Annotated in this window: 22 protein-coding genes; 6 read left to right on the top strand and 16 right to left on the bottom strand. The window is 65.7% G+C overall.

Translation table 11 applies throughout. The annotated features are described in order from the left end of the window. Positions 1-131: 131 nt before the first annotated feature. A complete protein-coding gene (locus tag ACX80X_RS14910; protein WP_252600630.1) occupies positions 132-563 on the bottom strand; it encodes an SRPBCC domain-containing protein in 432 nt (143 codons plus the stop codon). Beyond that, complete coding sequence (locus ACX80X_RS14905) at positions 563-1,408, bottom strand: class I SAM-dependent methyltransferase (protein WP_252600632.1); 846 nt, start codon at positions 1,406-1,408, stop codon at positions 563-565. The genes ACX80X_RS14910 and ACX80X_RS14905 overlap by 1 nt, the downstream gene beginning before the upstream one ends. 260 nt (positions 1,409-1,668) lie before the next feature. Between ACX80X_RS14905 and ACX80X_RS14900 the strand changes: the two genes are divergently transcribed. Further along, positions 1,669-1,935, top strand: a complete 267-nt coding sequence (locus tag ACX80X_RS14900) for a DUF7218 family protein (RefSeq protein WP_056348983.1) — start codon at positions 1,669-1,671, stop codon at positions 1,933-1,935. Positions 1,936-2,007: 72 nt separating this feature from the next. Here ACX80X_RS14900 and ku read toward each other — a convergent pair whose 3' ends face one another. Further along, positions 2,008-3,018 carry a non-homologous end joining protein Ku gene (gene ku / locus ACX80X_RS14895; RefSeq protein ID WP_252614558.1) on the bottom strand — a complete coding sequence of 337 codons (1,011 nt, stop codon included), beginning with the start codon at positions 3,016-3,018 and terminating at the stop codon, positions 2,008-2,010. A 40-nt stretch (positions 3,019-3,058) separates the two neighbouring features. Here ku and ACX80X_RS14890 point away from each other — a divergent pair, with 40 nt between their 5' ends. After that, entirely contained in the window at positions 3,059-5,572 is a 2,514-nt protein-coding gene (locus tag ACX80X_RS14890; protein ID WP_252614559.1) for an ATP-dependent DNA ligase, read from the top strand. A 127-nt stretch (positions 5,573-5,699) separates the two neighbouring features. Here the strand turns inward: ACX80X_RS14890 and ACX80X_RS14885 are convergent, their stop codons facing one another. Beyond that, complete coding sequence (locus ACX80X_RS14885) at positions 5,700-5,960, bottom strand: hypothetical protein (RefSeq protein ID WP_252600640.1); 261 nt, start codon at positions 5,958-5,960, stop codon at positions 5,700-5,702. A 71-nt stretch (positions 5,961-6,031) separates the two neighbouring features. Further along, positions 6,032-6,241, bottom strand: a complete 210-nt coding sequence (locus ACX80X_RS14880) for a hypothetical protein (protein WP_252600642.1) — start codon at positions 6,239-6,241, stop codon at positions 6,032-6,034. 492 nt (positions 6,242-6,733) lie between these two features. On the opposite strand from ACX80X_RS14880, the gene ACX80X_RS14875 reads away from it, so the two are divergent. Together ACX80X_RS14875 and ACX80X_RS14870 are read left to right on the top strand one after the other, a co-directional pair. Next, positions 6,734-8,332: an MFS transporter gene (locus tag ACX80X_RS14875; protein WP_252600644.1), complete on the top strand. Its 1,599-nt coding sequence runs from the start codon at positions 6,734-6,736 to the stop codon at positions 8,330-8,332. Positions 8,333-8,582: 250 nt separating this feature from the next. Beyond that, positions 8,583-9,650 (top strand): FUSC family protein, encoded by a 1,068-nt coding sequence (locus ACX80X_RS14870; RefSeq protein ID WP_252610786.1) that lies wholly within the window; start codon positions 8,583-8,585, stop codon positions 9,648-9,650. Here ACX80X_RS14870 and ACX80X_RS14865 read toward each other — a convergent pair. Together ACX80X_RS14865 and ACX80X_RS14860 are read right to left on the bottom strand one after the other, a co-directional pair. Further along, complete coding sequence (locus ACX80X_RS14865; RefSeq protein WP_252614561.1) at positions 9,616-10,383, bottom strand: SDR family NAD(P)-dependent oxidoreductase; 768 nt, start codon at positions 10,381-10,383, stop codon at positions 9,616-9,618. The two genes, ACX80X_RS14870 and ACX80X_RS14865, sit on opposite strands and share 35 nt — an antisense overlap. Before the next feature lie 18 nt (positions 10,384-10,401). Next, positions 10,402-10,767, bottom strand: a complete 366-nt coding sequence (locus tag ACX80X_RS14860) for a VOC family protein (RefSeq protein WP_252614562.1) — start codon at positions 10,765-10,767, stop codon at positions 10,402-10,404. A gap of 213 nt (positions 10,768-10,980) precedes the next feature. Here ACX80X_RS14860 and ACX80X_RS14855 point away from each other — a divergent pair, with 213 nt between their 5' ends. Both ACX80X_RS14855 and ACX80X_RS14850 read left to right on the top strand, forming a co-directional pair. Further along, positions 10,981-11,400 (top strand): YciI family protein, encoded by a 420-nt coding sequence (locus ACX80X_RS14855; protein ID WP_056347932.1) that lies wholly within the window; start codon positions 10,981-10,983, stop codon positions 11,398-11,400. 33 nt (positions 11,401-11,433) lie between these two features. Further along, positions 11,434-12,681 carry an RNA polymerase sigma factor gene (locus ACX80X_RS14850; protein WP_252614563.1) on the top strand — a complete coding sequence of 416 codons (1,248 nt, stop codon included), beginning with the start codon at positions 11,434-11,436 and terminating at the stop codon, positions 12,679-12,681. 164 nt (positions 12,682-12,845) lie between these two features. Here the strand turns inward: ACX80X_RS14850 and ACX80X_RS14845 are convergent, their stop codons facing one another. The 9 genes from ACX80X_RS14845 to ACX80X_RS14805 form a co-directional block, all read right to left on the bottom strand. Continuing rightward, positions 12,846-14,720, bottom strand: a complete 1,875-nt coding sequence (locus tag ACX80X_RS14845) for an IucA/IucC family protein (RefSeq protein ID WP_374209933.1) — start codon at positions 14,718-14,720, stop codon at positions 12,846-12,848. After that, positions 14,717-15,310, bottom strand: a complete 594-nt coding sequence (locus ACX80X_RS14840; RefSeq protein ID WP_252600651.1) for a GNAT family N-acetyltransferase — start codon at positions 15,308-15,310, stop codon at positions 14,717-14,719. The genes ACX80X_RS14845 and ACX80X_RS14840 overlap by 4 nt, the downstream gene beginning before the upstream one ends. Continuing rightward, a complete protein-coding gene (locus ACX80X_RS14835; protein WP_252614564.1) occupies positions 15,307-16,677 on the bottom strand; it encodes a lysine N(6)-hydroxylase/L-ornithine N(5)-oxygenase family protein in 1,371 nt (456 codons plus the stop codon). Before ACX80X_RS14835 ends, ACX80X_RS14840 begins: the two co-directional genes overlap by 4 nt. Then, positions 16,674-18,329, bottom strand: coding sequence for a pyridoxal phosphate-dependent decarboxylase family protein (locus tag ACX80X_RS14830; RefSeq protein ID WP_252614576.1), 1,656 nt, complete (start codon positions 18,327-18,329; stop codon positions 16,674-16,676). Before ACX80X_RS14830 ends, ACX80X_RS14835 begins: the two co-directional genes overlap by 4 nt. Before the next feature lie 328 nt (positions 18,330-18,657). Then, a complete protein-coding gene (locus tag ACX80X_RS14825) occupies positions 18,658-18,990 on the bottom strand; it encodes a GNAT family N-acetyltransferase (RefSeq protein WP_252600653.1) in 333 nt (110 codons plus the stop codon). After that, entirely contained in the window at positions 18,987-20,345 is a 1,359-nt protein-coding gene (locus tag ACX80X_RS14820) for an acyltransferase family protein (protein WP_252614565.1), read from the bottom strand. The genes ACX80X_RS14825 and ACX80X_RS14820 overlap by 4 nt, the downstream gene beginning before the upstream one ends. Before the next feature lie 115 nt (positions 20,346-20,460). Beyond that, the gene (locus tag ACX80X_RS14815) at positions 20,461-20,865 is read right to left on the bottom strand and encodes a DUF1304 domain-containing protein (protein WP_252614566.1); all 405 of its coding nucleotides are present in this window, start codon (positions 20,863-20,865) and stop codon (positions 20,461-20,463) included. Positions 20,866-20,901: 36 nt separating this feature from the next. Continuing rightward, complete coding sequence (locus ACX80X_RS14810) at positions 20,902-21,753, bottom strand: class II fructose-bisphosphate aldolase (protein WP_252614567.1); 852 nt, start codon at positions 21,751-21,753, stop codon at positions 20,902-20,904. Continuing rightward, positions 21,753-23,219, bottom strand: coding sequence for a GntP family transporter (locus tag ACX80X_RS14805; protein WP_252614568.1), 1,467 nt, complete (start codon positions 23,217-23,219; stop codon positions 21,753-21,755). Before ACX80X_RS14805 ends, ACX80X_RS14810 begins: the two co-directional genes overlap by 1 nt. Positions 23,220-23,357 lie beyond the last annotated feature (138 nt).

The following is a 23,357-nucleotide window of genomic DNA, read 5'->3' as shown; positions in this document are numbered from 1 at the left end:
GTTGCGCCTGTCCCCTCTTTGGGGAAGGTACGACGGCGGCCGCTGGTTCTTAAGCGTCTGGCCCAACTAGGTAGCAGCAAGTGTCGTTACGGACGCGCTTAACGACAGTTACTGCTACCCAGTTGGGCTACTTACCCGCGTTCGGCGATCTTCTTGACGTCCGCCACGAGCATGTCCCACATGCTCTTGGAGTGCTCCGCCGCGTCTTCGTTGGCGTTGTTGTCCTGTGAGAGCGTGAGCGTTGTTGCACCGTCCTGGTCCTCGAGGGTCCAGGTGAGCGTGTGGTAATTTTCCGGCTTGTCCTCTTCGCCGCCCAGCGGACTGAAGTGCGTGTGGACCAGCTTGCGGCCGGGATCTACCTCGAGGATCTTGCCCTTATCTTCGTAGGGCTTGCCTTCCCACTCGCCGCGCCACGCGATGGGGCTACCTTCCGTCCAGTCGGTTTCCAGGTCCGCGCCGAACATAAATTCCTTCACGGCGGCCGGATCGGTGATTACCTTCCAGACGCGCTCCGCCGGAGCATCAATGGTGATGGTGGATGTGGCCACGAGGTTCACGGGCACTACCGGGCCTCCTTGGCGGTCAACAGCAGATATTCCCAGTCCATTTGCCATACGGCATCACCGTGGGCCTCCCCAAACGAATCAGCCAGTTCGGTCAGGGCTTTGTCCAGGGCCTGTGCCTTGTCCTGGTCGTCGCCGATGAACTTGTAGACCGAAATGGTGGGACCGTAGTGGGACTTGAAGTACCGCAGGAAGTCCTCCGGCTGGTGGAAACTGCGGATGGCCAGCGTGCGCTTTTTCGCCTGGATATCGGTGATCCTGTCGCCGAAGAGTTCCCGCACGTGGTCTTCGCTGCCCCACAGCGGGGGCGGCTGGGCTCCGGGCGGGGGCGGCGGCGCGAACGGCTTCATGGTGGCAAACATCCTTCCAATGAAGCCTTCGGGCGTCCAGCTGAGCAGGCCGATGGTGCCGCCGGGTTTGCACACCCGCACAATTTCGTCCGCGCCGGCCTGATGGTGCGGAGCGAACATCACGCCCAGGCAGGACGTGACCACGTCAAATGAATCGTCCTCGAACGGCAGCGCCTCAGCGTCACCTTCCACCCATTCAAGCCCGACGCCGCGATCGGCAGCCTGCCGGCGCCCGGCGTCGAACAACTCCGGGGTGAGGTCGCTGGCCACCACATGGGCACCCATCATGGCCGCAGGGATGGCCGCGTTGCCGGCGCCGGCAGCCACGTCCAAAACGTGCTGTTTCGGCTTGATTCCGCAGGCATCAACCAGAATGGCCCCGAGATCCTGCACCAGCTCACTAGCCAGTGCCGGGTAGTCCCCCGAGGCCCACATGGCCCGGTGCTTTTGCTTCAGAGCCCGGTCTGCCTCGTCTACGTCCACTTTGTCATTCATGCTGGCGCCCCTCTCCTTTGACAGGCTTTTTCCTTGACAGGCTTCGAGTGACAGCACGCTGTTGCACAGGGCTGCAATGCGACCCATTGTGGCCGCAGCGGGGCGCGCTGTAAAGCGTCTGGGGCTAGGACTCGGCGCGGAAGCAAGCAAACTTAGGGTTTCCTTGTGTTTCCCCAACCCCGGAATTAGCGTGGAAGCCTGACCAGCCATTACGGCGCTTCGGCGTCCAGGATTTCCCGGTCCCGGTGAAGGAGGACGACATGCCCGGCAAAAAGAACCCGAGCCTGAAAGATCCTGAACTCTACGAGGAACTGCGCGAGGACGGCGCGTCCAAGCAGAAAGCCGCCCGTATCTCGAACGCGGCCGCCAAGAAAGGCCGCTCCGCGGTGGGCCGCAAGGGCGGGAAATCCGGCGACTACGACGACTGGACCGTCCCGCAACTCAAGGCCAAAGCCAAGGAAATAGGCCTCACCGGCTACTCAGCCAAAAAGAAGAGCGAGCTTATCTCCGCCCTGCGGAACTCCTAGGCGGCGGCCATCCCCACCAACACAGCACGCTTGCGGTCTACGCATTCCCGGTCCGCTTTTTCGCGGACCGCCTCAAGCACCCTTTCGCGCCCGCGTGGTAGTGGCCTTCGCCGCAGGCTTCGCGGCGGCGGTTTTGGTTTCGGAGGACTTCGCCGCAGCCGTCCTGGCGCTCGTTGTCCTCGTCCCAGCAGTCTTGGCACCGGCTTTGGCGGGAGCCTTCCCGCCGGGACTGTCGGCACTTTCTCCTGTGCCGGCGTCGTCCGCGTCCGCATCCTCAGAGGCGGCAGGCTTCCCGCCGCCGCGCTTCCGCTCCAGGCTGCGCTTCAGCGCCTCCATCAGGTCGATGACCTCGCCGTTGCCGCCCTCACCCGCTTCGGCGCCGAACGTTTCGTCGGTATCGAGCGAATCGCCCTTCTCCAGCTTGGCGTCGATGAGCTTCCGGAGCTGCACCTGGTAGTCATCGGTGAAGTGCTCGGGTTCGAAATCCGCGGCCATGGACTCCACGAGGGCGGCGGACATTTCGCGTTCCTGGGCGGAAATCCGGATGGACGTGTCCAGCGCAGGGAAGCTGGCGTCCCGGACCTCGTCGGGCCACAGCAGGGACTGCAGCACCAGCACCTCGTCCTTGATGCGCAGCGCCCCCAGCCGTGTCTTCTCGCGCAGGGCGAACTGGACGATGGCCACACGATCCGTATCCTCGAGCGCCCGGCGCAGCAGGACATAGGCCTTGGGCGACTTGGAATCCGGTTCCAGGTAATAGCTCTTCTCGAACATCATCGGTTCCAGCTGCTCCGACGGAACAAACTGGACCACCTCGATCTCGTGGCTGTTCTCTGCCGGGATGGATTTGAGCTCATCCTTGGACAGGACCACCGTCCGGCCCTCGTCCTCAAACGCCTTGTCGATGTCCGAATAGTCGATGATTTTGCTGCACACCTCGCAGCGGCGCTGATACCGGATCCGGCCGCCGTCGGCATTGTGGACCTGGTGGAGGCTGATGTCGTGGTCCTCGGTGGCGCTGTAGACCTTCACGGGCACGTTGACGAGGCCAAACGCGATGGCACCTTTCCAGATGGCTCTCATCCCTCAAGTGAACATCACGCGGGGCCGGAGGTGAAGACCCATGGCCGGCCCTAAAGAGCGCGTCAGGGTCGCGGGGCGGGAACTGACCCTCACCAACCTGGACAAACTCATCTACCCGGAAACCGGGACCACCAAGGCCGATGTCCTGGCCTATTACGCCGCCGTGGCCCACGTGCTGATTCCCGCCGCGGCCAACCGGCCCGCCACCCGCAAGCGGTGGGTCAACGGGGTGGGCACCGCCGGGCATCCCGGCGAGGTGTTTTTCCAGAAGAACCTGGAGGATTCAGCGCCGGGCTGGCTCCCCCGCGCCGCCATCACGCACAAGGACCGGACCATCTATTACCCGATGGTGAACGATCCCGCCACGCTCACCTGGTTCGGACAGATCAATTCGCTGGAAATCCATGTCCCCCAGTGGCAGGTGGACTCCCACGGCAAGCAGCTGAACCCGGACCGCCTGGTCCTGGACCTCGATCCTGGCGACGGCGCCGGACTTGAGGAATGCGCCGAGGTTGCCAGGCTGGCACGCGCCATCCTGCAGGACGTGGGCCTGGAACCTGTGCCGGTGACCAGCGGCAGCAAGGGCATCCACCTCTACGCGGGCCTTGACGGAACGCAGACCTCCGACCAGATCTCGGACTTTGCGCACGAACTGGCCCGCGCGCTGGAAGCGGACCACCCGGATCTCGCCGTGAGCGACATGAAAAAGACGCTGCGCACGGGCAAGGTGCTGGTGGACTGGAGCCAGAACAGCGCCGCAAAGACCACCATCGTGCCGTACTCCCTGCGCGGCCGCCTCACGCCCACGGTGGCCGCCCCGCGGACCTGGCAGGAGATCGGGTCTCCCAAGCTCGAGCACCTCGACTACAAAGCCGTGCTGCGCCGGGTCAAGGCGGGCAAGGACCCGTTCGCCGCCGTCGCCCGCGGTGCCGGTCACCCGGATTCCCTGGACGGGGAGACGGACGACGGCGGCGCCCACGTCCGCCTGGAGCGGTACCGGTCGATGCGGGACCCGGACGCGACGCCGGAACCGTTCTCCGGCGCCTCCGGAAATGGCGACACCTTTGTGATCCAGGAGCACCACGCGAGCAGGCTGCACTTCGATTTCCGGCTGGAGCACGAGGGGGTGCTGGTGTCGTGGGCCCTGCCGAAGGGCGTCCCGGAATCCGGCGAAAAGAACCACCTGGCCGTCCAGACCGAGGACCACCCCTTGGACTACGCCACGTTTGAGGGCACCATTCCCAAAGGCCAGTACGGCGCCGGGGAAGTCAGCATCTGGGACCACGGCACGTATGAACTGGAGAAATGGATCAACGGCCGGGAGGTCATCGCCACGCTGACCGGCACCGAGGGCGGCGGCCTGGGCGGCACCAAGAAGTTCGCCCTCATCCACACCGGTAGGGGGCAGGGCAGGGACGCCGAAGGGCAATGGCTCATCCACCTGATGGACAAGGACCACCAGACTTTCCATCCGCGGCGGGCTCCGGCGGAGGATGAACCGGCGGAGGACGCGGCGGATAATTCGGCGGCGGACGCTTCCGGGACTGAGCCTGCCGCGGACGTTTCCCCGGCCGCGGCCGCGCCTTCCCCACTGCGTGCTGAAGATTTCAGTCCCATGATGGCAACGTCCGGTACCGCCGCCGACCTTCACGGCAGCGACTGGCAGTTCGAGCTGAAGTGGGACGGCGTGCGTGCCCTGTTGGTCGCCGACGAAGAGAAGGTCCGTGTCTTCAGCCGCAATGGCATAGACGTCACCGCAACCTACCCCGAGCTGAAGGACCGGGCCTGCTGGCCGGCGGGCCCGTTCGTCGCCGACGGTGAGATTATCGCCGTCGGGCCTTCCGGCAGACCCGATTTCGGGCTGCTCCAGGGACGCATGAAACTGTCCCGGCCGGCCGACGTCGCCAAGGCCCGCGCAGCAATCCCTGTCCGGCTGATGCTTTTTGACCTGCTGTCCGACGGCAGCGAGGACCTTCGCCGGCTGCCTTTCGCGAAGCGGCGGCTGCGGCTGGAGGAGTTCCATCACCCGTCGGAGTGTCCCGTGGAGCTGTCCGCCGTCCTGGACGAGAGGATCGAGCACATCCTGGAGAGTGCGCAGGAGTTGGGGCTCGAGGGCGTGATGGCCAAGCGGACCGACAGCCGCTACGTCAGCGGGCAGCGGACCCGGACGTGGATCAAGATCAAGCTGGAGCAGACCCAGGAAGTGGTGGTGGGCGGTTGGCGGCCGGGCAAAGGCGGGCGGCAGGGTTCGGTAGGTTCGCTGCTGTTGGGCATCCCCGACGGCAACAAGCTGCGGTATGTGGGCCGGGTGGGCAGCGGGTTCAGCATGCGCGAACTGCACGAACTCCGCCAGAAAGTGGACGATCTGGCGCGCAAGACGTCACCGTTCGACGACGTTCCCCGCGTGGATGCCTCGGACGCCCACTGGGTGACGCCACGGCTGGTCGGTGAGGTGACTTTCGGGGAATGGACGGGCAGCGGCAAGCTCAGGCATCCGGTGTGGCGGGGCTGGCGGCTGGACAAGAACGCCGACGAAGTGGTGCCGGAGGGTTAGCGACGCTGCGTTGGCGACGCGCAAATTTTCCTGGGACACGCAAAAGGTCTGGCGACACCCGAATTCGGGTGTCGCCAGACCGTTTGTGTGTCGTCAGGTCGGATGCGCGTCGTCAGCGAGGGTGTTCCTAGGACGAGTGCGGCATCTGCGGGCGGCCGGTACGGTGCACGGCCGTGACTGCAGCCTCATGGCCCGCCCGGCCATGGTCTGAACCCTGCTCCTTGGGGTGCCGGTGCTTGCCGTTGCCGTCCGGCCAGTGGTGTTCGCCGGCCATCGCCGCAGTCACCGCAAGGGTGGCCGGGTCCGGCATGGACGGGGTGTCCATGGCTGCCGCGAGATGGTCCGCGACCTCCGGTTCGATCCTTGCTCCAGCATGTTTTTCAGCCATTTTTTCTTCCTTCCGCAATGAAATGAAGTGTTTACCAATGGTAGGTCTGGTGTGCTGTCCGGGCGCTGGATTTACCAGCGGACCTTCTTCTCTGCCGGGCCCTGCTTGCCGCTGACATGGGTGGGCTTGTGGTTCTTGCCGACGCTCTGCAGCCCGGCGTCGCCGCCCCTGGATTTGCTGGCCAGCATGGCCCGCTGCGCTTCGGTCAGCCCGGCCCGGATGCCCTTGGCTTCGGCATCGTCCTGCGCGGATTCGGGCTGGCTGGGAGTGTTTTCAGTCATTTGGTGGAACCTTTCTGAGGAGAATCAGTGTGTCTGACGAGATCAGCATGGACGGGGCCGGTGGTACCAGGCCGCAGGCGTCCACCTACTCAAAAATCAGTGTTCCCATGAATCAACAATAGGCAGTTTCAGGCTCGGTTGTGAACCCCCGGTTTCCGGCCTGTACATGGGGCCGAGTGGCGGCCGGGAACTGGTGCCCGAACGGCCGTGGCGGCCGTCACTTTTCCCCGGGTTTCAGGGGAAAAATGGCGCAAAAAAGGGGTCGTGAACAAAAAGATTCCGTAACGATGGGCCCCAACCGCCCGAATCCCAATGATGACGGGGCGAGAGCAGCCAAAAGAAATCCCTGAAAACCGGTGGAAACCCTCTCTAAGGAAGGCACTTTACGGTATAAAACTCTCATTTGCCATGGAATCCGCGTAAAATTGAAAGCCTGCCCAGAGCGGGGCAGCTACAAGTCGCAAGCAAATGACCTCCATAGGAGTCGCCCAAATGCCCACAGACCGAAGCACGACCGACTCTTCAGCAGGCGTGAACAACGCCAGCCGACCCAACGATGCAGTACCAAATAGCGCACTGCCAAGTGCGCGTAAACCGAAGATCCTTGCGCGTCGCCGGCTCAAAGAGTCCGACGTGAATGTTGTAAACCAGCCCATGCTGAAAAAAGCGCTCGGCGGAACCATCGTGGGTAACACCATGGAGTGGTTCGACGTCGGCGTATTCGGCTACCTGATCACCACCATGGGACCTGTCTTCCTTCCCGAGGCCGACAAGTCCGTCCAGACGCTGTTCCTGCTTGGAACGTTCGCTGCCACCTTCATTGCCCGTCCACTCGGCGGTGTTGTGTTCGGCTGGCTCGGCGACAAGATCGGGCGGCAAAAGGTCCTCGCCGCAACACTGATGATTATGGCTGCCAGTACGTTCGCCGTCGGGCTGTTGCCCGGGTACGCCCAGATCGGCATCTGGGCCGCTGCGCTGCTGGTAATCCTGAAGCTTGTACAGGGCTTCTCCACCGGCGGTGAATACGCAGGCGCCACCACGTTCGTGAGCGAATACGCCCCGGATAAGCGCCGTGGATTCTTTGCAAGCTTCCTGGACATGGGCAGCTACCTCGGCTTTGCCCTGGGTGCGGCGCTGGTTTCTGTCCTGCAGCTGACCCTTGGCCAGACAGCCATGGAGGAATGGGGCTGGCGCATACCCTTCCTCATTGCAGGCCCGCTGGGCCTCATCGCCATCTACTTCCGGAACAAGATCGAGGAATCCCCTCAGTTTCAGGCCACCCTGGATGCCCAGGAATCCATCGGGCAGGCCGCCGCAGCAGCTGACGTGGACGCCGCCAAGAGTCCGGTCGGAATCGTTAAGGCCTATTGGCGCTCGCTCATCGTGGCCATGATCCTTGTGGCCGCTGCCAACACCGCCGGGTACGCCTTGACGTCCTACATGCCGACATACCTCACGGAGTCCAAGGGCTACGATCCCGTCCACGGCACACTGCTGACCATCCCCGTGCTGGTCATCATGGCCTTGTGCATCCCGCTGACGGGCAAGCTGTCCGATCGCATCGGCCGCCGGCCGGTCCTCTGGATCGGCGCCATCAGCACCGTGGTGCTGGCTACGCCGGCGTTCCTGCTGATCGGCGTCGGTGACGTCTGGTCCACGCTGGCAGGCCTCTCGCTGATCGCGTTCCCAGTCACGTTCTATGTTGCGAACCTCGCCTCGGCATTGCCCGCACAGTTCCCGACAGCCAACAGGTACAGCGCCATGGGTATCGCCTACAACTTCGCAGTTGCCATCTTCGGCGGCACCACGCCGTTCATCGTGGCCGCGCTGATCACGGCGACCGGCGATGACATGATGCCGGCCTACTACCTCATGGCGACCTCAGCCTTCGGGGTTGTGGCCATCTACTTCCTGAAGGAATCAGCCAAGCGTCCGCTGCCCGGCTCCATGCCCAGCGTGGACACCCAGGCAGAGGCCAAGGAACTCGTGGCCACCCAGGATGAGAACCCGCTGATCGACCTGGCCGACATGCCGTTCGAATCCCAGGACGTCACCGATGCCGCGGCCATTAAGGTTCCGGCCGGAGTCTAGGCACCACAGTCTAAGCACCGCAACAACAAACCGGCCTGACCGGGCCGTCTTGTAGCCCGCGCTCAAAGGCCCGTCCCGCGCGCTTTCCTTGGGGGAAGCACGCAGGGCGGGCCTTAGCCGTGCCCGGCGCCGCCCTTCCGGCCATACCAACGCGACGCCCTGTGACCCAGCTAATGGCCAGCATTCCGGGCTTCTGCTAATTTTCGAACAAGGGCTTGAAGAATAGGTGGTGTTGGCTGTGCGCAGAGTCATGGCCCATGCCCGCACGCTGCACGCCCTGGGCCCGGCGAACAACGACCGGCTCTCGGCCGTTCGGGTTGCCCTCAGCGTGGCAGTGCCCTCCCTGGTACTCCTGGCCATCGGCCGTCCCGAGCTGACGATGTACGCAGTGTTCGGTGCCCTGACCGGCATGTACGGACGCTCGGAATCCCACCAGCTTCGACTCAAGCACCAGGCGCAGGCGGCAGTGGTCCTGATCAGCGGCATCACGGTGGGCGTGTTCCTGTCCGTCAACCACCTCCACTCCTGGTGGCTGGTGCTCGTGGAGGCCGTGCTGGCCGGTGCCGGTTCCCTTTTCTCCGACAAAGTGCGGCTCAGGCCGAATGGACCGTTCTTCGGCATCCTGGCACTCGGGGCCTGCGCCTCGGTCCCGACGAGCGTGCCGTTCCTGACGGCCGTGCTGATCGGTGCGGCCTCGGCCGCGTTCTCGATCGTGGTGGGCTTCGCAGGCTGGCTGCGGGTCCGGGCCTGGGAGGCGGGCGCCGTGCGTGATGTTCCGCGTCCCAGCAGTGAACTCCGGCAGGCCGCGCTGGTCCACGCCGCCCGCTATGTCCTGGCCGTCGGTGCCGCCGGAACCTGCGGCGTCCTGAGCGGCAGCGGCCACCCGCACTGGGCCATGGCCGCGGCCGCCGTCCCGCTCGCGGGGGCCGACCTGCCCAGCCGCGTCCACCGCGGGATCCACCGCATCGTGGGGACGTTCGTCGGTTTGGCGTTGGTCGCCGTCGTACTCTTTCCTGGGCCGTTGTCCCCGCTGCAGTATTTCCCCGGCCACACTGCCGCCGTGCTGGCGCTGCTGGTGGTCGCATTCCAGTTCCCCACCGAACTCTTCATGGCGCGGCACTACGGCTGGGCCATGGTCTTCTTCACGCCGGTGATCCTGCTCATGACGCAGCTTGCCGCGCCCGTGGACCCGGGTCTCCTGGTCACCGAACGCGCGGTGGAGACCTTTGTGGGCGCCGTGATCGGCATCGCCGTGGTGGTCGCCATCCGCGCACCGCGGAGGGCTACTGCTTCGGACGCCGCGGCGGTCCGGACGTAAACCGCGCCGGCAGCACACGCGAGATGGCGGCCACCAGTTTGTAGCGTTTGGTGGGGATCGAAACGCCCTTGCCGCGGGCGTTGTCAGCCAGGCCGTCCCGGACCACCCAGTCCGCCCGCAGCCACATCCAGTGCGGGGCGACCGACTTTTCCATGCCCATGCGGTCATGGAATTCGGTGTGCGTGAATCCCGGGCACAGTGCCGTGACGTGCACGCCTCTCGGTCCGTAGGCCAGGTTGGCCCAGCGGCTGAAGATGACCTGCCAGGCTTTCGCAGCCGAGTAGCTGCCGCGGTTGGCGAAAGCCGACACGCTGGCCACGTTGATGATCCTGCCGGAGCGCCGCTCCAGCATCCCCTGCAGCGCAGCATGGCAGAGCTCCATGGGGGTCTGCACGTGCAGGCGAAGGTGTCTTTTCTCGTCCTCCAGGGAATTTTTTTCGAACGAGTGCAGCAGCCCGATCCCCGCATTGTTCACCAGGACCTCAACCGGCCGCGCCGCGTCCGTGAGGCGCCCGACGACGGCGGCCACACTGGCGTCGTCCGTCAGGTCGGCGGGCAGCACCTCAGTGGAAACGCTGTAATCACGCTCGAGTTCGTCAGCGATCTGCTGGAGCCGGGCGGCGTCGCGGGCCACGAGCACCATGTGGTGGCCTTCCTGCGCGAGCTGGCGGGCGAACTCCGCTCCCAGCCCTGCGGTTGCCCCTGTTACGAGCGCGGTGGTGGGTGTCTCCATGCGCCCAGACTAGCCGTGTTACGGCGCCGGCGGCTGGTGCAGGCCGAAGGTTGAGCCCTGATCGTCCTTGCAGAGCTTGAATCTTCCGTACTCCGCCGGGTCCTCGTCACCCAGTTCCGCGCTGTCCGCCGAGCCGCCAAGTTCACGCACCCGGGCCAGGGCGGCATCCATGTCGTCCACCCGGAAGAACAGGTAGGGCACCGCGCCCTTGTCGCCGCCGTGCAGCCCGCCGGGGATGCCGGGGGTGCCGGGGGTGCCGATTATGGACCCGCCCTCATCGGACGGTCCAGGGCTGAAGTCCCAGCCGAAGAGCGCGCCGTAGAACGCCCTGCCCCGTTCGGGATCTTCGACTCCGATTTCAAAGAACGCTGGTTCGCCGGCCATGGCTTCTCCTTTTCAGGTGGAGTCAGATGGGTCGAGTGGGGTCCATCGGACGAAACCACCGTAAACCCCCACAGCACCCCGGTCGAGAGTCAGCGGGCCCGCTCAGGAACTTGGAAAAAAGGTCTTTGGTTTGTGTCGATCCGGCCTCGCGCCATTCGACCTATGGATGAGAAGGTCGAAGGGCGACCTTCCACAACCAAGGAGAAGATTGAGATGGCCAAGTACATGCTGATCATGCGGGAAACCGACGAGTCCCTCGCGAAGTTCACGGACGTCGACTTCGACGAGGCGATGAACGCCATGGGCAAGTTCAATGACGAACTGATCCGCGCCGGCGTCCTGCTGGCGGCCGAGGGCCTGGAGGATCCGAAGGAGGGCGTTGTGGTCGACTTCACCGGCGAAACACCGGTGGTCACAGACGGCCCCTACGGAGAAACCAAGGAACTGTTCGGCGGCTTCTACATCCTCGATGTGGCCTCGAAGCAGGAAGCCATCGAGTGGGCGAAGCGGGCGCCGCTCACGGCCGGCCGCAAGACCGAAATCCGCCGCGTGCCCACCATCGACGAGTTCCCGCAGGACAACGAATGGATCCAGAAGGAACGCGCCTGGCGCGAGCAGACCGGGCAGCTGTGACCGGGCAGCTCTGACCGACACATCTGACCGTTTATGAGCGGTGCTGAGGCGCGGGGCGCCGTCGAGGCGGTGTGGCGGATGGAGTCTGCCCGCATCGTCGGCGCCCTGGCCCGCTATACAGGCGACTTCCCGCTGGCCGAGGATCTCGCCCAGGAGGCACTCGCCGAAGCACTCGTCTCCTGGTCCGTCAACGGGATACCCGCCGAACCCGCCGGCTGGCTCCTCACCACAGGCCGCCGTCGTGCGATTGATACGTTCCGCCGGCGGGCGGCACGGGACGAAAAGTACGCCCTGCTGGCCAGCGACCTCGCGGCGGAGGAGCCAGGAGCGGACACCTTGTTCGACTCCGATGCGATCGACGACGACGTGCTCGCCCTGATGTTCATCTCCTGCCATCCGGTGCTGGCCAAGGAAGCCCGGATCGCGTTGACGCTACGCGTAGTGGGCGGCCTGGGCAGCGACGAGATTGCCAAGGCTTTCCTGGTCCCGGTGGCGACGATCCAGGCACGCATCACCCGTGCCAAGAAGACGCTGGCCGCCGCGCAGGTGCCTTTCGCGGTGCCTGAGCCGCACGAGCGGGCTGAACGTCTTAGCTCGGTGCTCAACGTCATCTACCTGATCTTCACGGAGGGCTCGTTTGCCTCGGGCGGCGCGGAATGGATCCGCACGGACCTGGCCGGCGAAGCCCGCCGACTGGCCCGTGTACTGGTGCGCATCTCGCCGGAGCCCGAGGTGTTCGGGCTGATTGCGCTGATGGAACTCACCGCCGCGCGGTTCCCGGCCCGGCTCGATGCGTCGGGCCGCCCGGTGCTTCTGGAAGACCAGGACCGACGGCGGTGGGACCAGGCCGCGATCCTGCGCGGACGTGCGGCGCTGGCCCGGGCCACGGGATCCGGACGCGGGTTGGGTGCGTACGGTCTCCAGGCTTCCATCGCTGAGTGCCACGCCGTGGCTCATTCGGTTGCCGAGACGGACTGGCAGCGGATCGTCATCCTCTACGAAGCCCTCGGCCGGCTGGCCCCTTCCCCCGTCGTCGAACTCAACCGTGCGGTCGCCGTCGCGATGGCCTCCGGCCCGGCGGACGGACTGGAGCTGGTGGAGGCCATGGCCGCACGGGGAGAACTGGCGGGCTCGCACCTGCTTCCCGCGGTCCGTGGCGAGATGCTCACCCGGCTCGGCAGGTGTGACGACGCACGGTCCGCACTCCTGCAGGCCATGGCGCTGTGCGGAAACGCCGCCGAGCGCGCGGTGCTGCAGCGCAAGGTGGACGAGCTCAGCTGACCCCGGGGTGGGCCGCGGTCCAGCACCGAGCGCGAACGGACACTTAAGCCTCCGCCCGCCCCGCCGCCGGATTCTGCTCCATCATTCCTGCAAGCCCCGGGACCGGGCCCGGAATCACCGGCCCACCTGGCCGAAGCCTGCGAATGATGGAGCAGAATCCGACGCTACGCGAACCTGGCGAGCGGGTTGGCGAGCCGGCCGGCCATCTGCAACCCGCCTGACGGGTCGGTGAGGTCAAGCATCTGCTGGTTGTTCCGCAGCTGCAGCCGGTTAAGGCACGACAGTTCAAAGTCAGGGGCGAACAGGTCGTGGCGGGCGAACTGGTCCGCGAGCTCCGGGTGTTCAGCCTGGTACTCCTGGATGACCCGCGCGGCCGTGCACCAGAACTCCTCCTCGCTGAGTTTCCCGTCCTCCACCAGCAGGGCACCGAGGAAGCGGAAGATGCAGTCGAACACATCCGTAAAGATGGCCAGCACCTTTTCGCCGTCAGGGATATCAACCTGGATCCTCGATACCTCCTCGGGCAGGTCCAGCCGGCGCCCCATCACCACGATTTCCTCGGCGATGTCCTTCATCACCGCACGGACGGGCACACCGTTATCCAGCACCAGGATCACGTTCTCGCCATGCGGCATAAAGGCGAGTTCGTACCGGTAGAGGCAGTGGACCAACGGGACGAGGTAGGCCTCGAAGTAGCGGCGCAGCCATTCGGCAGGCTCCAGTCCGGAGCGCTCAATCAGGGCAGACACCATCGGTTTGCCGGTCGAATCGACGTGCAGCAGGGACGCCATGGTGGCAAGCTGCTGGCCGTCCTCCAGCAGCGGGAGCGGACTTTCCCTCCACAGCGCGGACAGCATCTTCTGGTACGGCGAGCCCTTGGCGGACGCGGCCTCGTAGTAGCCGTTGTGGTAGCCGATGGCCGCGATCTCGCTGATCATGGCCAGGCCGCGTTTCTGCAGGGCTTCGTCTGATCGGATCAGGTCCTGCAGCCAGTCGTTGATGGCGGGGGTTGCCTTCATGTACTGCGGCGAGAGTCCCCGCATAAAGCCCATGTTCAGGACGGACATCGCCGTCTTGACGTAGCTCTTGGCGGGCGCGGCCGTGTTGAAGAACGTGCGGATGGACTGCTGGGCCTGGTAACTGTTGGCACCGGTCCCCAGATGGATGATGTGCTGCTGGGCGATTTCGGCAGCGAACGTGACGGTGAGCTTGTTCTCCCACTGCCACGGATGCACCGGCATCAGGAAGTACTGGGCGGGGTCCGCGCCCTGCGCCGCGAAGTCGCTGTCAAAGGACTGCAGCGCGGCGGCGCCGAGCTCGGCCTCCAGGTGGGCGCGGTAGTCCAGTCCGGCGCTGGCGGTGAAGACAGCCTTGCTGCGGTGCACCCCGATCCATTCCAGGCGGACGGAGGCTCCGGTCTCCGGCGCGAACGCCCGGTAGTCACTGATGCCAAACCCCAGCCTGCCGTTGTTGGCCACGAAACACGGGTGGCCCTCCGTCATGCTGCGTTCGATGGCCTGGAAGTCGGCGGCGGGGTCCGTGCCGCCGGTGACTCCTGCCGCGAGTTCCTCGGCGGACGGCTGTCCCAGCCACTGCTTGTAGGAGTGGCCGGCCAGGGTGCTGCTGATCTCTTCAAGGTAGACCGGGAGCATCTCCTCGCGGATGCCCAGGGTGTCCCTGAACTCGGTGATGAAACGCAGGGCGTCCGGGGCGGCGTCCTCGCCGCTGCGTGTGCAGTGGATCGAAGCGGCGTCCACCGACCAGTGCTCCAGCTCAAGCACGCGGGCCGTGAACGAGTACGCCGTGAGGCCGTCGTCGCTGCGGACCACGTACACCGCGGGCTCCTCCGGACCCGTGGCACCGCTGCCGGAGCCCAGGCGCTGCGGCTCCAGGATGCGTTCGTGCAGGAATTCCGCGAGCGCCTTGCGGACCAGGTGGCGGTTGGCCGCCGCCCAGCGTTCGGGTGCGAGGTGGGGAACAGTGTTGGCGGTGCTGTCCGATATTTCGACGACGGCGGGGTCCAGCTCGATGATGGTCACAGTGATTCTCCCTGATGGATCGGGACGGAAAGGTCATGGGAAGGGACTCGGGGGTGGCCCAGCGCTGCGCGGGCGGCGAGGTGGTCCTGGCGTGTGCAGAAGCTGAGCAGCGCTTCCTTGTCCGGCAGGGTGACAACCTCCGCCGGCTGGAAGCCCAGCCGCTCGTTGAGCACATGGATCTTGGAGTTCTTGGCGTCTGGTTCAACCACCACGCGTTCCACTCCCGGTTTTTCGAACAACCGCTCCAGCACGGCATCCATCACCGCGGCGGTGTACCCCGGTTGGGGGTCTCCCGACGGCGGCGCCACCAGCAGGTGCATGCCAATGTCGCCCTCCTGCACGGCATAGATCGCGGCCAGCGGCGAGGCGGCCGGCAGGTATTCCTCCATCAGGAAGGCGGGGACGCCGTCGTCGTTGATCCCCAGCAAGGCGTGGTGATGCCCCGTTGCCTGGATTCTCGAGTATTCCTCCACAACCCCGTCAACTGTGGCGGACAGCATCCCCCAGAACGACGCGTACGGCTGTGTGACCCAGCTGTGGAGGAGTGGTGCATCGGTAGCGGCGTCAACACAGCGGAACGAGAAGCTCATGCGGACACCCATGCTTTTCCTGTTGAGAGCGCTTCGGCAGGTTCGGGCAGGCCATTCGGCGCGCCGAACTGCTGGAACGCGATGCTGCGCTCCACCGGGTAGACCTCGCGGCCGGTGATCTCGCGCAGGATGCACGAGTTGCGGTAGGCGGCCATGCCGAGGTCCGGGGTGACAAAGCCGTGCGTGTGCAGCTCGGCGTTCTGGACGAAAATTTCGCCGGGTTCGACGCCGGTGCTGTAGTTGCGTGCCACGGCGAACCGGCCGGCGGAGTCCCTGGCAATCCGGTCCTGGATTCCGGCCAGGAAGTCCGGCTCCCGGTAGGTGTAGCCGGTGGCCAGGACCACGGCTTCGCTGTCCAGCACATAGTCCGAGCCCTGCTCCTCGTGCCGGAGCTGCAGGGTGTGGGAACCGGTGGCCTGATCCCAGGCGGCGCCGGTGAGCGACGAATGGGTGAGGAGCTGGGTGTCCACCATGCCGGAGAGGCTCTTGGCGTACAGGAGGTCGTAGATGGCGTCGATCAGCTCGGAGTTGATGCCTTTGTACAGGTTCTTCTGGCTCTTGATGAGGCCGTCGCGCTGGCCCTGCGGCAGCCCGTGGAAGTAGTCCACGTACTCCGGCGAGGTCATCTCCAGGGTGAGCTTGGTGTACTCCAGCGGGAAGAACCGCCCGGACCGGGTGACCCAGTTCAGCTGGTAGCCATAGGTGTCGTTGTCCTGCAGGAGCTCGTAATAGATTTCCGCGGCGCTCTGGCCGCTGCCCACGATGGTGATGCTCCGCTTGGCCTGCAGCTCACTCTTCCGCGACAGGTAATCGGCGTTGTGGAGGACAAGTCCCCCGCCGCCATCAGCGGCCGCGTCGACTATTCCGTCACAGGACGCCGGCACGTACGGCGAGGTGCCCGTGCCCAGCACCAGCCGCCGCGCCAGCAGCACCTCAGGCCCGTCCGGACCTTCCATTGAAAGGCGGTATACGCCGGCGTCGTACGTTAGATCCAGCACAGCCGTGCTAAAACGGACGGACCGCAGCTGGCCGGCCACCCACTGGCAGTACTGGTTGTACTCGGCGCGCAGCGGATAGAAGTTTTCGCGGATATAGAAGCGGTAGAGGCGCCCGGTCTGCTTGAGGAAATTCAGGAACGAATACGGCGACGTGGGGTCGGCCAGCGACACCAGGTCCGCCATGAACGGCACCTGCAGGTGGGCCGGCTCCAGCATCATGCCCGGGTGCCAGTCGAAGGATTCCCGTTGCTCCAGGAAGACGCCATCCAGCCCGTCCACCGGCTCGCTGAGGGCGGCGAGGCCAAGATTGAAGGGCCCGACGCCGATGCCGGCGAAGTCGAAAATGCGCGGTTCGGTGGAGGTGCTCATGGGGACACCTCGCTGGTGCTGTTGTTGGTGTTGGCGCCGGACAGCAGCTGCACGCCGGTGCTGCGCAGCAGCTCGATGATCTCGCTGATGTCCTCCAGGGTTGCTTCGGCGTTGAGGAGGGTGAACTTCAGGTAGTGCCGGCCGGCCACCTTGGTGCCAGCTACGACGGCCTGCCCGGACGCGAAAACGGCCGCACGGATGGCCGGGTTGAGGGTGTCGGCCGCATCCTCGGAAAGCCGGCCGTGAGCGTCGGTGAGGCCGACATCGGCAAAACCGGCGCCGGTAAGGGCAGCAGCGCCGGACAAAGCACCGGAAACCCGGGGCCGGTACCGGAAGACCAGCGTGCTGAGCTGCGGAGCGGCGGCGAGCTCAAAGTCGTCGTCGGCGGCCAGCACTGATCCCACCCGGGCTGCGAGATCGATTGCTTCATCAAACAGGGCGCCGATCGCATCCGCGCCCATGATGCGCAGGGTCAGCCACAGCTTGAGCGCGTCAAAGCGCCGGGTGGTCTGGATGCTTTTGTCCACCTGGTTGGGGATCTCGGCCAGGGCGGCGCTTTCCGGGTTCAGGTAGTCCGCGTAGTAGGTGACGTGCTGGAGCATGGCGCGGTCGCGGACCAGCAGGGCGCTGGAGCTAACGGGCTGGAAGAACGTTTTGTGGAAGTCCACGGTGACGGAGTCGGCCAGGCGGGTCCCGTCCAGCAGGTGGCGGTAGCGGTTCGAAACCATCAGCCCGCCGCCGTAAGCCGCGTCAATGTGGAACCAGGCACCGTAGGCGCGGGCCAGGGCCGCGAGGTCGGCGAGCGGGTCCACCGCACCGAAGTCGGTGGTCCCGGCGGTGGCCACAACCGCCATCGGCACCAGCCCGGCGTCGTGCACTTCCGCCATGGCCTCGGCGAGCGCGGCCGGGTCCATCTTGTGGTCCGCGGCGCATGGGACGGAGATGACGGCGTCGAAGCCCATGCCCAGCATGGACGCGGACTTCTGGATGCTGAAGTGGCTGGCTGCTGAGGTGAAAATCCGGAGCTTTTCCAGCAGCGCGGGCAGCCGGAGTCCGGCGTTGGCCGGCTCCTGCCGCAGCCCGGCGACGGCGTGGTTGCGCGCGATCAGCAGCGCCTGCAGGTTGGACTGGCTGCCGCCGGAGGTGAACACGCCGTCGGCTGCCGCCCCCAGCTGCAGCCGTTCGGCGGTCCAGTCGATGAGCCGGCGTTCGATCATGGTGGCCCCGGCGCTCTGGTCCCAGGTGTCCATCGAGGAGTTCACCGCGGACAGGATGGCCTCCCCCACCAGCGCCGGGATCACCACCGGGCAGTTCAGGTGGGCCGCGTACTTCGCATCGTGGAAGTAGATGGCGTCCCGGAGGTACACGGTCTCCAGCTCTTCCAGGGCCGCGGCGGTGTCCGGGAGCGGCTGGTCCAGGTCAACGGCGCCGATACGCGCCTTCATTTCGGCGGGCCCGACGCCGGTAAAAGGCCGGGTGGTGCGGTCGATTTTGGTGGCCACGGCGTTGACTCCCTGCAGCACCTGCGCCACGTACCGGGTGGAGTTCCTGGTGTTGAACAGATGGTTGGTGGCAGCGAGGGCCAGCTCCACGCGGGAGCCGAAATCCTGCCCCTGCAGGGTTTCGCCCTCCCGATTTTCATCCACGTACATCTCATCAACACGGGGCAGCAGCGGCACAGTGGTCATCCTTAGTTCGACGTTGGGGTTGTCTTTAGCAAGGTAAGCCTTACTTAGGTGAACCTTTTCGTCAAACTTTAGTGACTTATTTATCTTAAGCCGCCGGATACGGGCGTTCTTCAGGTCGCGGGCGCTTCATTGACTGGCCCCGATCGCGAATCGGGTGCAAAATACTCCGCGCGAACGGACACTTGAGGCCCTCCGGAGGGAGTTTCCGGGGGCTTAAATGACCGTTCGCGCTGGTTCGAGGGGCTTAAATGACCGTTCGCGCTGGTTCGAGGGGCTTAAATGACCGTTTGCGCTAGTTGTCCGGCCAGTCGATGTGCTGTTCGTAGCCCCCCTCATGGGCGCGGAGGTAGCTGGAAATGAACGGGCAATGCGGGATGATGCGCTTACCCGAAGCCACCACGTCGTCGAGCGCGAAGTGAGCCAAGACCTTGCCCAGTCCCTGGCCCTTGAAATCCTCAGCGGTGTCGGTGTGGAGGAAATCCACGTGTCCGGGCAGGTCCCGGAAGAAGGACTGGACGGCGATCTTTCCGCCCACCCGCAGCTCGTAGCGGTGGTGCACGTCATCCCTGGACAGCGAGACGTCGGGGCTGAACTTGTCCTCTGTGGAAATCATGTTCTCAGTCATGGTTCGACATTGGCACTACTTGGCCCCGCTGGCAATGGCCCGTCACTCTGGCTGCCGGCGTGGTCCACCCGTTCGGCACCGACATCGCCGGGGACACGTTCGGGCATCCGGCCCAGCAGCAGGACGGCCAACACAAAGCATGCTGCACCGCCTCCGAGCAGGCCCAGCGTCAGGCCGTTGAGGGCAGCGTCCGCCACCGGAATGAAGACGACGACGGCGGCCGTCACCACCGCGGCGGCGGGCCGGCCGCGGGTGTGGACGGACGCCGTCGGACGTTCCTCAAGGTGGCCGAACGCGGCCAGTACCGGGAGCAGCAGGGCGACAACCCCCAGGAGGACGAGCGGCCGCGCCCACCACCATTCGGCGGTGCCTGCCCCGGGCTTGGGGAAGTCGGTGAGGAGCAGGAGCCCGGACATAGCCGCGAGCAACGGCAGGTGCCACAGGTACACGGTCATGGAGCGGCGGCCGGCAACCATGACCACCACGCGGATCCAGCGCACGCCGGAAACCCAGCCGAGCGCCGGCCGGAAGAGCTGGAGCGCGGCAGCCTGGGACACGCCCAGGAGCAGCAGGCAGAGGTTGGGCGGGTTGAGGTTGACCAGCATGTTTCCGGAGTAGAGACCCAGGCCAGTGACCAGCCCGAGCACCAGGTTGGCTGCCAGGATGAGCCCCACCAGGCCGGAGCGCGTGAGCCTGGCGACGTGCCCGTCGGCCACCAGGAAACCAAGCTGCTGCACGGCGCACCACAGGAAAACAAGATTTGCGTAGGCGAGGATGGGCAGGGCTCCGCGGAAGCAGTCGATGGCCACCACGAGGGCCGCCAGGACCGCAACGGTCAGCCAGGGCGCGCGCTCATGGAACCGGGCCAGGAGCGGGATGTTGAGCTGGGCGGCCAGGTAGGCGGCCAGGAACCACAGGGGCATGCCGGCCCCGGTGGCCATCAACTGAACCACCTGGGGGTCCACCCCGAGCAGGAGCGCCGCCGAAAAGCCCAGGAACATCACCGCCAGGAGTGCCGCCGCCGGGCGGACCAGCCGCAGCAGCCGGGCCTGGGCAAACTCGACGCCCGTACCGCCGCGGGCTCTCAGCCGCTGCCAGGACTGGAGGCCGGTGGTGCCGCCGGTCACGAAGAACAGCGGCATCACCATGAAGATCCAGATCACGGGCTCGAACCACGGCTGATCGCCCAGCGTATTTTTGGAGGTCACGGTGCCGTCCCCTTGCAGGACGGGGCTGACCATCATGCAGTGGCCCACCACCACCAGGGCCAGGCAGACGAACCGGACAAGGTCGATCACGAGGTCGCGCCGGACCGCCTGGTCACTGTGCGGGGCTGGCCCCTTCACACCACTCACGTGCAGTCCCTACAAGCGCCGATGCTGTTGTTGACTCAATTGTCCGCCCGCGATGCGCTTCCGGCCAGAAACGGGCACAACGTCGCCTCAGCAGTGGTCGCCTCAGGAGCGTCAGTCAGCCAGCAACGGCCAGCAACCCCAGCACGACGGCGAGCAACGGCGTCGTGCCCTGCAGAACCGCGGCGCGGAGGTACTTTTTCCCGCTGAGTGCCAGCACCGCCGCGGCGAGCAGCATGGAGCCGCAGCAGCTGAAGATCAGCGTCCAGCCCACCACGTGCTGCGCGGAAGCGTCGGGGCCAAGCGCCACGCAGCCCACCCCGATGATCGCGCCGATGGCCAGGAACAGGTTGTAGAAGCCCTGGTTGTAGGCGAGGGGTTTGGTGGTCTCGGCGTCGGCCTGGGAGGCGAGGCCGAAGCGCTTCCACGTGGCCGGCGTGGTCCAGGTGAAGGATTCCATGGTGAAGATGTACACATGGAGCGCCGCGGCGAGGAAGGCAAAAAGCAGGGAGGCCAGGATCATGTGCTGATCCTAGCCTCCCCACAACTCAGACGAGCGTCAGCGGGTGAGCATGCCCAACGCCGACGTGGCGAATTCCCTGGCCGAGGTGTTCCAGCGGCCCAGCAAGCCCTGGAGGTTCTCGCCGTCGGCCCGGTGCGCCGGCAGCTGTTCCTGGAGCGCGGACAGCACGCCGGTGCGGAGCTCGGTATTGAAGTTCACTTTGCCCACGTTCATCGCGGCGGCCTTGACCAGCTCCCCCACCGGAATGCCGGACGCGCCGTGGAGCACCAGCGGGATGTGGGTCCGCACGGCAATGTCCTGCAGGACGTCCCAGCGCAGCTGCGGCTCGCCCTTGTACTTGCCGTGGACGTTGCCCACCGCAACAGCCAGGAGTTCCGCGCCGGCCCGGGCCACAAAGTCCTCCACCTGGGCAGAGTCCGTCAGGCCGGCCACTGCCACACCGGCTTCGTCGGCACCGAAGGCGCGGTCCTCGTCGCCGGCCAGGCCGCCGAGTTCCGCTTCAAGCACGACGCCGGCTCCCAGCACAGAGCGTGCCTCACGGACCAGCGCAATGTTGTCCTCATACGGAAGGGACGAGCCGTCCGCGAGGACCGAATCCGCCCCCGCGGCGACGGCGTCGGCCATCACTTTGAGGTCCGTCGCGTGGTCCAGCTGGACCACCACCGGAACGGATGCGGCGTCTGCCAGCCCGCGGAGCGCGGCGATCAGCCGGAGGCCGTTGGACGTGCCAGCCGTTTTGGGGGCCACCAGCAGGATGACCCCGCGGCCCGCGTCCTCGGCAGCGCCCACAACAGCCAGCGCTGTGGTGAAGTCGTAGCAGGTGAAGGCGGGAACGGCCGAGCCCTGCTGGAGGGCGGCGGTGACCAGGTGGTCGAGTCGGGTGCGCATCAGACGCTCAGGCCTCCCACGAGGATCCAGGCCACGTAGGTCAGGATGAAGCCGGCCACGCCGAGGACGGTGGTGAGGACGGTCCAGGTCTTGAGGCCGTCCGAGACGGTGAGGCCGTAGTAGCGCACCACGGTCCAGAAGCCGGCGTCGGTCACGTGGGACAGGCCCAGCGAGCCGAAGCCGATGGCGATGACGATGACGGCGATCTGGGCCGGCGAGTAGCCGCCTTCCATCACGGCGGAGGTCAGCAGGCCGGTGGTGGTGACGATGGCGACGGTTGCCGAACCCTGGGCTGCACGCAGGGCCAGGGAGATCACGAAGCCGAGCACAATGACCGGCAGGCCCAGGTGGTCCAGCGTCTGGGACAGTGCAGCACCGATGCCGGAGGTCCGCAGGACCTCACCGAACACGCCGCCGGCCGCGACAACCATCAGGATGGACGCGATGGGAGGCAGGGCGCCTTCGAAGATCTCGCCGGTTTCCTTCAGGGACCAGTTGCGGCGGACCGCCAGCAGGAAGAAGGACAGGGCAACGGCCACCAGGAGGGCGAAGAATGGGTTGCCGATGAAGGCAGCCAGGCCGTACCAGGAGTTGTCCTTGGGGATGGTGAGTGTGCCCAGGGTGCCGATGAGGATCTGCACGATCGGCGCGGCGATGAGGAAGATGATCAGGGCCGGACGCGGCGGGGCGATGCCTACGGCGCCCGGGCCTTGGTGGCCGACCTTGACCAGGGAGTCGGAACCGAATTCGTCCACCTGGGCCTTGACGCCGGGGAGGAGCTCGTACTCCTTGCGGTTCATGATGCTGGCAACCCAATAGGACAGGAATCCGAGCGGGACGCAGATGAGCAGCGAGATCAGCGTGATGAGCCCGATGTCGGCGCCGAACACTCCGGCGCCTGCCACGATGCCCGGGTGCGGCGGCACGGCGACGTGGATGGAGAGCATAATGCCGGCCATCGGCAGGCCGAACTTGACCGGGTGCACGTTGGCGATCTTCGCAAAGGCGTAGACGATCGGGACGAGCACAATGATGCCCACCTCGAAGAACACGGGGATGGCCACCAGGAAGCCGACGGCGGTGAGCGCCACCGCTACGCGCTTGGCGCCAAGCTTCCCGGTGAAGTGCGCGGCCAGCGACTGGACGCCGCCGGAAACCTCGATCATCCGGCCCAGGACGGCGCCGAGCGCGATCAGCAGGGCCACCTTGCCCATGGTTCCGCCCACACCGGTGGCGACGACGGTGAAGACGTCCTTCAGCGGGATCTGCGAGGCCACGGCCACTGCGATGCTTACGGTCAGCAGGGCCACAAAGGCCTGGATCTTCAATCGGATGATCATCACCAGCAGGACGGCGATGCCGATCGCCGCGATGGTGAGGAGCAGCGGAGTACCCAGCTCCACCGCGGGTTTGATGGCGGGGGCGTCGGCCGCCCGCACCATCAGCGAGTTAGTCAGGGGGTTCATTGCGGTGTCTCCTTCGACAAGCCAGTCTTCCAGAAGACGGGCTGGCGGGCGCTGTTTCTTGTGCTTTGTGAACGCTGGAAGATACGACGACGGCGGAGGGGTGACCGCCGTCGTCGTACGTTTTTTGGGGGCGCTTTA

The organism is Pseudarthrobacter sp. MDT3-1, assembly GCF_054510755.1.
The sequence above is the reverse complement of the archived record's forward strand: the minus strand, read 5'-3'. Positions and strand labels throughout refer to the sequence as shown.

What these genes read in the sequence shown, in the direction of transcription:
- ku (WP_252614558.1), bottom strand. Translation starts at nt 3,018, where the DNA reads ATGAGAGCCATCTGGAAAGGTGCCATCGCGTTTGGCCTCGTCAACGTG.
- ACX80X_RS14840 (WP_252600651.1), bottom strand. Translation starts at nt 15,310, where the DNA reads ATGAGCTTCTCGTTCCGCTGTGTTGACGCCGCTACCGATGCACCACTC.
- ACX80X_RS14835 (WP_252614564.1), bottom strand. Translation starts at nt 16,677, where the DNA reads ATGAGCACCTCCACCGAACCGCGCATTTTCGACTTCGCCGGCATCGGC.
- ACX80X_RS14885 (WP_252600640.1), bottom strand. Translation starts at nt 5,960, where the DNA reads ATGGCTGAAAAACATGCTGGAGCAAGGATCGAACCGGAGGTCGCGGAC.
- ACX80X_RS14825 (WP_252600653.1), bottom strand. Translation starts at nt 18,990, where the DNA reads ATGACTGAGAACATGATTTCCACAGAGGACAAGTTCAGCCCCGACGTC.
- ACX80X_RS14810 (WP_252614567.1), bottom strand. Translation starts at nt 21,753, where the DNA reads ATGCGCACCCGACTCGACCACCTGGTCACCGCCGCCCTCCAGCAGGGC.
- ACX80X_RS14815 (WP_252614566.1), bottom strand. Translation starts at nt 20,865, where the DNA reads ATGATCCTGGCCTCCCTGCTTTTTGCCTTCCTCGCCGCGGCGCTCCAT.
- ACX80X_RS14850 (WP_252614563.1), top strand. Translation starts at nt 11,434, where the DNA reads ATGAGCGGTGCTGAGGCGCGGGGCGCCGTCGAGGCGGTGTGGCGGATG.
- ACX80X_RS14905 (WP_252600632.1), bottom strand. Translation starts at nt 1,408, where the DNA reads ATGAATGACAAAGTGGACGTAGACGAGGCAGACCGGGCTCTGAAGCAA.
- ACX80X_RS14865 (WP_252614561.1), bottom strand. Translation starts at nt 10,383, where the DNA reads ATGGAGACACCCACCACCGCGCTCGTAACAGGGGCAACCGCAGGGCTG.
- ACX80X_RS14890 (WP_252614559.1), top strand. Translation starts at nt 3,059, where the DNA reads ATGGCCGGCCCTAAAGAGCGCGTCAGGGTCGCGGGGCGGGAACTGACC.
- ACX80X_RS14805 (WP_252614568.1), bottom strand. Translation starts at nt 23,219, where the DNA reads ATGAACCCCCTGACTAACTCGCTGATGGTGCGGGCGGCCGACGCCCCC.
- ACX80X_RS14875 (WP_252600644.1), top strand. Translation starts at nt 6,734, where the DNA reads ATGCCCACAGACCGAAGCACGACCGACTCTTCAGCAGGCGTGAACAAC.
- ACX80X_RS14870 (WP_252610786.1), top strand. Translation starts at nt 8,583, where the DNA reads ATGGCCCATGCCCGCACGCTGCACGCCCTGGGCCCGGCGAACAACGAC.
- ACX80X_RS14860 (WP_252614562.1), bottom strand. Translation starts at nt 10,767, where the DNA reads ATGGCCGGCGAACCAGCGTTCTTTGAAATCGGAGTCGAAGATCCCGAA.
- ACX80X_RS14855 (WP_056347932.1), top strand. Translation starts at nt 10,981, where the DNA reads ATGGCCAAGTACATGCTGATCATGCGGGAAACCGACGAGTCCCTCGCG.
- ACX80X_RS14880 (WP_252600642.1), bottom strand. Translation starts at nt 6,241, where the DNA reads ATGACTGAAAACACTCCCAGCCAGCCCGAATCCGCGCAGGACGATGCC.
- ACX80X_RS14900 (WP_056348983.1), top strand. Translation starts at nt 1,669, where the DNA reads ATGCCCGGCAAAAAGAACCCGAGCCTGAAAGATCCTGAACTCTACGAG.
- ACX80X_RS14830 (WP_252614576.1), bottom strand. Translation starts at nt 18,329, where the DNA reads ATGTACGTGGATGAAAATCGGGAGGGCGAAACCCTGCAGGGGCAGGAT.